Consider the following 8,347-nt stretch of genomic DNA (forward strand, 5'->3'; position numbering starts at 1 on the left):
CGCGCGCCAAACGCGCTGCGTTTTTAAGCCACACAGGATATACGCTCACGGCAATATCGGGCTTAAGCGCGAGCGACTCCGCATGGCTCCCCTGACGCACCGCAGCATCCATACGCCATCGCATGGTGGATGCTGCCCGGTTAGAATGGGCGCACTCCCGAGCCTGCCGCTGCGGCCGGGCCTTCCCGCAATAGCTGAAGGATCTCGTACACGATGAAAATCCTCGTCGCCTACAAGCGCGTGGTGGACTACAACGTCCGCATTCAGGTCAAGCCGGATGGCTCCGGCGTGGTGACCGACGGCGTCAAGCTCTCGCCTAACCCGTTCGACGAAATCGCCCTGGAAGAGGCGCTGCGCCTGCGCGATGCCGGCATTGCCACCGAGGTGGTGGTCGCCACCCTGGCGCCAGCCGATGCCGCCGCACATCTGCGCAACGGCCTGGCGATGGGTGCCAACCGCGCCATCCACGTGGTCACCGATGCGGCCATCCAGCCGCTGACCGCCGCACGCGCCCTGCTGAAACTGGTCGAGAAAGAGCAGCCGGACCTGGTCATCCTCGGCAAGCAGGCCATCGACGACGACGCCAACCAGACCGGCCAGATGCTGGCCACCTTGTGGGGCCGCCCGCAGGCGACCTTCGCCGGCAAGCTGGTGGTCGCCGATGGCAAGGCCACGGTGACGCGCGAGGTCGATGCTGGCCTGGAAACGCTGGAGGTCGACCTGCCAGCGGTGATCACCACCGATCTGCGCCTGAACGAGCCGCGCTTCATCAAGCTACCGGACATCATGAAGGCCAAGAGCAAGCCGATGGAAACCCTGGCATTCGCTGATCTGGGCGTGGACGCGCACGACAGTCTCACCACCACCCACTATGCGGCGCCGGCCAAGCGCAGCCGCGGTGTGATGGTCAAGGACGCCGCCGAACTGGTGGCTGCACTCAAGCAGAAGGGGTTGTTGTAATGACCAAGATTCTTGTCGTCGCCGAACACCTCAACGGCCAGCTCAATGCGGCCACCGCCAAGACCCTCAGCGCCGCGCTGGCCATATCGACCGAGTCGATCGACGTGGTCGTGCTGGCGGCCGATCCTGCAGCCGTTGCAGCCCAGGCCGCACAGCTGGCCAGTGTTGCCCGCGTGCTGACCGTGGCCAACGCCGCCAACGAACACGCGCTTGCTCAGGTGCTTGGGCCACAGATCGCGCAGCTGGCCGGTCAGGGCTACACCCATGTCTTCGGCCCCTCCACCACCTTCGGCAAGGACCTGATGCCGGTCGTGGCGGCGCTGCTGGGCGTGAACCAGATCTCCGACCTGATGACCGTCGAAGATGCCTACACCTTCAAGCGCCCGATTTACGCAGGCAACGCCATCATTACGGTGAAGGCTCCGACCGACCAGATCGTCGTGGCGACCGTGCGTAGCGCCTCGTGGCCGGAAGCGGCTAGCGGCGGCAGCGCAGCAGTCGAGCCCGTCAGCATCGAGGTCGCACTGCCGACCCACACTCGCTTCATCGACCTGGCTGCAGGCAACTCCGACCGCCCCGACCTGCAGAGCGCCAAGCGCGTGGTGTCCGGCGGACGCGGCGTCGGCTCGGCAGAAAACTTCAAGCATATCTACAGCCTGGCCGACAAACTCGGCGCCGCCGTCGGCGCCTCGCGCGCGGCAGTCGATGCCGGCTACGTCCCCAACGAGCTGCAGGTCGGCCAGACCGGCAAGATCATCGCCCCCGAGCTGTACGTGGCGATCGGCATCAGCGGCGCGATCCAGCATCTGACCGGCATCAAGGACGCAGGCACCATCGTGGCCATCAACAAGGATCCGGAGTCGCCGATCTTCGAGATTGCGGACATCGGGTTGGTGGGGGATTTGTTTGCGTTGCTGCCTGAGTTGGAATCTAGTCTATGAATCATTCACCGGGAGTTCAACAAATTCCTCTTTCAGGGCCGATAGGTAGGCACCAGCATAGGGAAAACAATTTTGACGCTGTTCGACTGTTGGCAGCCGCAGCTGTGATTTTCGGCCATGCTCACCCTCTTACAAACACTCCAAGCCCAGCGTTGTTTGGCAACTCTGTACAGGCAATGGCAGTCAAAATTTTTTTTGTCATTAGCGGTTACTTAATCTGCAAGAGTTGGACATTGGATCCAAGCCCTTGGAGATATTTAGCGAAAAGGGCAGTGCGTATTTTTCCCGCACTGATTATAATTGTATTCATAAGTGCTTTCGTCGTTGGCCCAATTCTGACAACGTTACCTTTGGCGGATTACTTCTCATCGCCGCACCCGTACTTTTACCTGAGAAACATATTTCTTTATCCTGTTTATAATCTACCCGGGCTATTTGAAAAAAATATATATCCTATAGCCATCAACGGGTCACTTTGGAGCCTGCCTGTCGAATTTGCCATGTATGTCGCCATCCCGTTTGCGATAACCTTTGCTGCGACAATAAAGCGCAAAGCATCCATCTGGGTAATCACCGCTGCGCTGTGCATTATTAGCTTATCGATGGTCCGGATGCATCCTCCCGAAAAGCATCCAGTTCTCTACGGGACTGATGTAATCAGTGCGCTGGATGTAGCGCCCTATTTTTTCATCGGAGCCTCCATAGCATACACAGGTTTAGAGCGCTTTATGCGTCCAGTGATAGCATTATTTTTAGTCGCCATCTTCGCGCTATTTCAGCCTTCTTCCGCTTTAGCATCAGAAATATCCTTATACATAATTCTGCCGACCTGCGTTCTTGCACTTTGTTTAAGCGCCGATGCTGCGCTAAAAGGGGCGGGCAGTTTCGGCGATTTTTCTTATGGACTTTATCTGTACGGATTTTTGATCCAACAGATCATCAACCAGCTTTCCAACAATACCTTATCGGCGTTGCAAAATGCCGCAATAAGCCTTCCAATTTCACTGATTCTTGCGGTAGCTTCGTGGCACTTAATCGAAAAGCCCGCGTTAGCCAAGAAACCAAAGCAAAAGTTAGACCTCACATTGAGCACGAGTACTTAATATGAAAAAAGTTTGCCTTGTCACTGGTGGAGCAGGATTCATCGGCTGCGCCATATCCAAGAGTTTGGCCGATTACTACGACGAAGTAGTAGTAATGGACAACTTGCACCCGCAGATTCATCCAAAGCAGGTCCGCCCAAAACAATTAGATTCTCGCGTGCAACTATACGTTGATGACGTGGTCGATCCAGACGCGTGGGAACGTGTACTTTCCAATTGCCACCCTGAAACTGTCATACATCTTGCGGCGGAAACCGGTACAGGCCAGTCATTGATGGAAGCGTCCCGTCATGCATCTGTAAATGTCCTGGGAACTACCAGAATGCTTGATGCGTTTAGCCGTTTCGGAATAAAGCCGGCGCGTTTTGTACTATCTAGCAGCCGCGCGGTTTATGGTGAGGGGGCTTGGCAGGCAGCTGATGGCACACGCCACTATCCAGGCCAAAGATCCGAAGAAATGTTAGCAAGATCGCAGTGGGACTTCCAAGGACTGACTGCGCAGCCTTTCGAGGCGAACACCACCACTCCCAATCCTACTAGCGTCTATGGTGCTACCAAGTTAGCTCAAGAACACATCCTGTCAGCTTGGTGTCTTTCATTTAATTCAGGCCTGAACATTCTTCGATTGCAAAATGTTTATGGACCGGGCCAGTCACTTAGCAATCCTTATACAGGGATAGTTTCCTTATTCTCACAGCTAGCAAAATCCGGCAGAAGCATCCCACTATATGAAGATGGAGCCATGCTACGTGACTTCGTGTTCATTGATGATGTCGCTTCGGCGATTGTTGACGCTGCGACGTCTAATAAAAACGGCGTCCTCGCAGACATAGGATCTGGTGAATCGTTATCCATCGCCGAGATTGCCGAAATTGCCGCATCCATTTACGACGCTCCTTCGCCTCATGTAACCGGCCAATATCGCAATGGCGATGTACGTCATGCCGCATGCTCATTGCGCTCAGCGAGAGAGCAGCTGAGTTGGTCGCCGAAGGTAGACGTTAAGACAGGTATGCGGCGCCTCTGCCATTGGATTGATTCAATGAATGGCAAAGGACATGAGCTCAAATGAATGATCAAACGTTCTCGGCAGGACATATTAGAGTTCATTCTGTCCTCTACGGAAACGATCCTGAGAGGATTCGACAGACCGTAGCGCATTTGAACCGTGCAGCTGATTTAGCCATTGCAAAGGGGGCAGCCGCAAGCGTCTCTTTGACTTACGGCGATAGTTCGCCAAGACCCATTTTGAACGACGACACGCTAGATGCGCTTCGGTCCACTTGCTTTGCTCTAAAAAGAATCGAAACGATTTTTTTCGACGGAAACCTAGGATCAGCGCGTGGACACAACAGATTGATAGAACAAGCCGACAGGGAAGCAACGTCGGAAGAAACTCCATGTGACTCAGTCTTAATAATGAATCCTGACGTCATGCTCGCCCCAGATGCTTTAATTGAATTATCGCGCCCACTACAAAATAACACGATTGGTTTGGTAGAAGCAAGACAGCTACCTATCGAGCATCCAAAAGAATATAACCCAGTGACGGGAGAAACAGATTGGGCAACCACAGCCTGCGCATTAATTCCACTCGGAGTGATAAGAGAACTAAATGGCTTTGATTCAGAATCCTTCTTTCTCTACTGTGATGACGTTGACTTCTCTTGGAGAGCGCGTTTAGCCGGCTATAAGTTAATTTACCAGCCATCCGCTGTCGTATTTCATGACAAGCGCCTAGGCAATGGCGGAAAATGGGATCCCGCACCATCAGAACAGTATTTTTCTGCCGAGGCCGCGTTATTTATGGCACACAAATATTCGCGTCCGGATATTGTTAAAAAACTAATTAAATATTTCGAGGAATCCGACTTGGCCCATCTCAATAAGGCGGCCAAGCAGTTCAAGGAACGGGAAAATGAAGGTCGACTTCCTGAACCGATTGATAAAAAAGTAAAAGTTTCCAAGTTCATTGGCGATTTTTATACCGAACACAGGTTTAACCTCTGATGTCCTCTATTTATAATAATCCATATTTCCATGACAACGTTTACGGTCATGCAGTACATCTCTTAAAGAAACATGGTAACTCTACAGGAGTACACCTAGATATCGGCTGCAACCGGGGCCCGATAGCAGAGCCCATCCGTGACCAAATTGGAAGGAATTACATTGGCTTTGATATCAGTGAGACTGCTTTAGCGCAATTAAATGAAAGGGGTTTTGAAACCGCCAGAATCGACTTGTCAGACATAGATGAAGCGGAACGCATTATCAAACTGCAACTTGCTGGTCGAGAAATAGCCTCAATTAGCATTCTGGATACTTTAGAGCATCTCGCTGATCCATCTGCCGTTGCGGCAATGCTGCGCAAACTGGCAAATGATCACGCGGCTCCTTTAGTGGTTTCTGTACCCAATATCGCGCACCGTGACATCGGATTCAAGCTAGCATTTGGTCGCTGGGATTATACTGCGACAGGTCTTATGGATCATACACATCTCCGTGGATTCACGGCGGACGAGCTATCTCGCGTGATGAATAGCTCGGGATGGCATCTCGTAGACCAGCATAATGTACATGCGAACATGAGCGACCAGCATTTTCCGGAATTTCATCCAGCGGTTGCGCATGCGAGCTCTCTCAACATTTTCTTGAGCTCGTTGCGAGACCAAGTTGATACTACCGCTAGCGTCAATCAATTTGTCGGCTTATACCTGGCGGGTCATGTTACGCAACCGCTAGCTTATACCGATCAAACTGAGCAGCAGAGACCATTTTTGTCTGTTGTGACACGTACCCAAGGGCGCCGCTTAGACACGCTGCGAGACGTCCTTCTTTGTCTATCTGCACAAACATGCCAGAGCTTTGAGGTTTTACTGATAGGCCATCGTTTAAATCCGGACATTGCTCGCAAGGTTGAGCGTGTAATAGAAGATACGAATGAAGAAATGCGCAGTAAGATACGCTTTATTAAAGTTCATGAAGGCAATCGAACTCGTCCTTTAAATGTGGGTTTTGAAGAGGCTAGGGGTGAATATGTTGCAATTTTGGACGACGATGACATAGTGCTTGGTCATTGGGTTCAGGAATTTTTCGATCTTGCAACCAAGATGCCTGGCCGTGTGCTCAGGTCAGGGGTTGTTGCACAAACTTGGAAGCAGGTTCGCCCCGGGTATAGCAGTACCTCCGTACGCGCTGTAAGTGGAATGCAGGCCGATTTTGCTACACACTTTGACTTCTTCCAGCATTTAATCCAAAACCAAACACCCCCTGTTTCTATGGCAATTCCTAGATGCTCTTTCCAAGAGCTAGGGATTCGTTTCGATGAGTCGTTGACCACGACTGAAGACTGGGATTTCCTAATGCGGACCGCGAACGTGTGCGGTGCGATCAGTTCTTCAGAGATAACCTCAATTTATCGCAAATGGGACGGTGGGGAATCTTCATTCACTGTGCATACCGTTGACGAATGGCGCTCAAATCATCATGCCATTTGGAGAAAACTAGATTTAATGCCGCTTCTGCTGGAGAAAGGAAGTGCGACTCGCATCCGTCATCTTGTGGAAGATTGGAATCAACGTAATGGGCGCAGTTCTGCTGTCATAGGCGACCCACAACTAGATGGCGAACGTTACGCCAACGCTTTACGAGAAGATGTTCATAACATGCTAAATAGCGCCACATGGAGGGCCGGTGGCCCTCTGCGTTTCGTCGCGGGCATTTTCGGGCGCTCGTTTACCTACCCACGTCTTTGGGCAATGTCCGCGCGACAGCTTGAGCAATATCAAGCCGAAGTACGCGGATCTCGTTCTTGGCGCATAGTGCAAAGGGCAAAGCGACTTATAAGGCGTTAATTTTGAAATTTTTGAAGCCCAAGCAAACGCCTAAAAATGATTCAATAGAAGGACCAAGGCGTATCGTAGAGCTATTCGATTGGATTTCAATCGTAGCTGCTGTCTGGGTAATCAACGTTGTCATTGATCCCTATATTTCAATATCGTCGCCACTGGAAATCCAGTGGCCCAATACGGCAATTCCGATACTTTTGACGTTAGCTCTTTGCGCAGCAACGAGACGCCCGGTATTTGCCGTAACTTTGATAGCGTCACTTCAACTGGTGATCAATTGGATTGATAGCGAAAAAATTCTTTTACTGAATTCACATCTTGTCTACGCCGATCTGCTAGCCGCTCGAACGTTTCTAGGCGATCCGGCCCTCTCAACCGCTTTTGTTCGCATTTCAGCTATAGGCGTCGCAGTGTTAATTGCACTTGTTGGCGCAGCGTTGTGGCTAAGCTGGGAGGCACGCCAACTACATAAAACTACTACACTTTGCAGACTCACAATAATTACTTTCAGTTGTTTTTTTGCAATATTACTTGTTATACCAAACTCTCCTATTCCATTACCTGATTCTTCCTGGAATCCATTCGACGAAAGTGAGCAAACCACTGCAACTGGTATCAATGGAAATATCTTAAGGGGCGCTAGAGCATATGGCCGAACGTCGCCGACGTTTGACCCAAGCGCGATTGCACCACTCTTACGATTGGCGGGAGCTCACTGGCAAATAACCGGACTGCAACCAGATATTATTATAGTGCAGAGCGAATCTCTCTTTGAGCCTTCAATTCTATGCGGCATGCCAATCGAGCCTTATTTGAAGGGGATACTAAATTCATCTTCGCAAGTAGGCATCTTGATACCGCCAACCTTTGGCGGGCGTACGCTTCAGACTGAATTTGAGGCAATTTCGGGCATCCCCACAAAGCCATTTAGTTCCCAATTCTCTTACATAGATCTACTCAAGAATCCTATTGAATCATTGGCCTCAACTTTAAGCAAGGCGGGTTATCAGACGGTTGCAATACACCCCAACATAAGGACCTATTGGCGTCGTGATTTCGCCATGCCGATGTTGGGATTTGATACGTTTATTGATTCTGAAGCCTTTTCAGATCGGGACGTAGGCAAGTGGAAGAGAGTAAGCGAATTGTCTTTAATGGAGACAGCGTTGTCTGAGATTGAGTCGGCTAGTAGGCCGACCATGGCTTTTGTAGTAACGATACAAAATCATGGGCCGTGGGGAAAAGAAAACGCTGCGGCCCCGACGTCCCCCCAATTTTGAGTAGCACCTCAGTTTGGAGTCCAATTCCCTATCCCGAGGAGATTGGATGTGAAGAAGCGTTTTTCCGAAGAGCAGATCATCGGCTTCCTGCGCGAGGCTGAAGCGGGCGTGTGTAATGACCCACTGAAACTCTGCTCAGGTGTTAGTTTTCAGAGGAGACATCGATGAGTGCAGTGATGGACGAAGAACAGATCAAGCGCTGGACGGCCCGG

General features: G+C 51.3%; 7 protein-coding genes. All 7 read left to right on the forward strand.

Features of this window, described 5'->3' with window-relative positions; genetic code table 11:
- Positions 1-213: 213 nt before the first annotated feature.
- Genes XdyCFBP7245_RS09375 through XdyCFBP7245_RS09405 form a run of 7 tightly spaced genes read left to right on the forward strand, consistent with a single transcriptional unit; the run spans position 214 to position 8,135 of the window.
- Positions 214-960, forward strand: coding sequence for an electron transfer flavoprotein subunit beta/FixA family protein (locus XdyCFBP7245_RS09375; RefSeq protein ID WP_104615412.1), 747 nt, complete (start codon positions 214-216; stop codon positions 958-960).
- Complete coding sequence (locus XdyCFBP7245_RS09380; RefSeq protein WP_104615413.1) at positions 960-1,901, forward strand: electron transfer flavoprotein subunit alpha/FixB family protein; 942 nt, start codon at positions 960-962, stop codon at positions 1,899-1,901. The genes XdyCFBP7245_RS09375 and XdyCFBP7245_RS09380 overlap by 1 nt, the downstream gene beginning before the upstream one ends.
- The gene (locus XdyCFBP7245_RS09385) at positions 1,898-3,004 is read left to right on the forward strand and encodes an acyltransferase family protein (RefSeq protein WP_104615414.1); all 1,107 of its coding nucleotides are present in this window, start codon (positions 1,898-1,900) and stop codon (positions 3,002-3,004) included. The genes XdyCFBP7245_RS09380 and XdyCFBP7245_RS09385 overlap by 4 nt, the downstream gene beginning before the upstream one ends.
- Before the next feature lies 1 nt (position 3,005).
- Positions 3,006-4,076: an NAD-dependent epimerase/dehydratase family protein gene (locus tag XdyCFBP7245_RS09390; protein ID WP_104615415.1), complete on the forward strand. Its 1,071-nt coding sequence runs from the start codon at positions 3,006-3,008 to the stop codon at positions 4,074-4,076.
- On the forward strand, positions 4,073-5,014 hold the full coding sequence (locus XdyCFBP7245_RS09395; RefSeq protein ID WP_104615416.1) for a glycosyltransferase family protein: 942 nt from the start codon (positions 4,073-4,075) through the stop codon (positions 5,012-5,014). Before XdyCFBP7245_RS09390 ends, XdyCFBP7245_RS09395 begins: the two co-directional genes overlap by 4 nt.
- Positions 5,014-6,861 (forward strand): methyltransferase domain-containing protein, encoded by a 1,848-nt coding sequence (locus tag XdyCFBP7245_RS09400; protein WP_104615417.1) that lies wholly within the window; start codon positions 5,014-5,016, stop codon positions 6,859-6,861. The genes XdyCFBP7245_RS09395 and XdyCFBP7245_RS09400 overlap by 1 nt, the downstream gene beginning before the upstream one ends.
- 2 nt (positions 6,862-6,863) lie before the next feature.
- On the forward strand, positions 6,864-8,135 hold the full coding sequence (locus XdyCFBP7245_RS09405) for an LTA synthase family protein (RefSeq protein ID WP_158255507.1): 1,272 nt from the start codon (positions 6,864-6,866) through the stop codon (positions 8,133-8,135).
- The last annotated feature ends 212 nt before the right edge of the window (positions 8,136-8,347 follow it).

This window comes from Xanthomonas dyei, assembly GCF_002939865.1.
In the GTDB taxonomy this organism is placed as follows: Bacteria; Pseudomonadota; Gammaproteobacteria; order Xanthomonadales; family Xanthomonadaceae; genus Xanthomonas; species Xanthomonas dyei.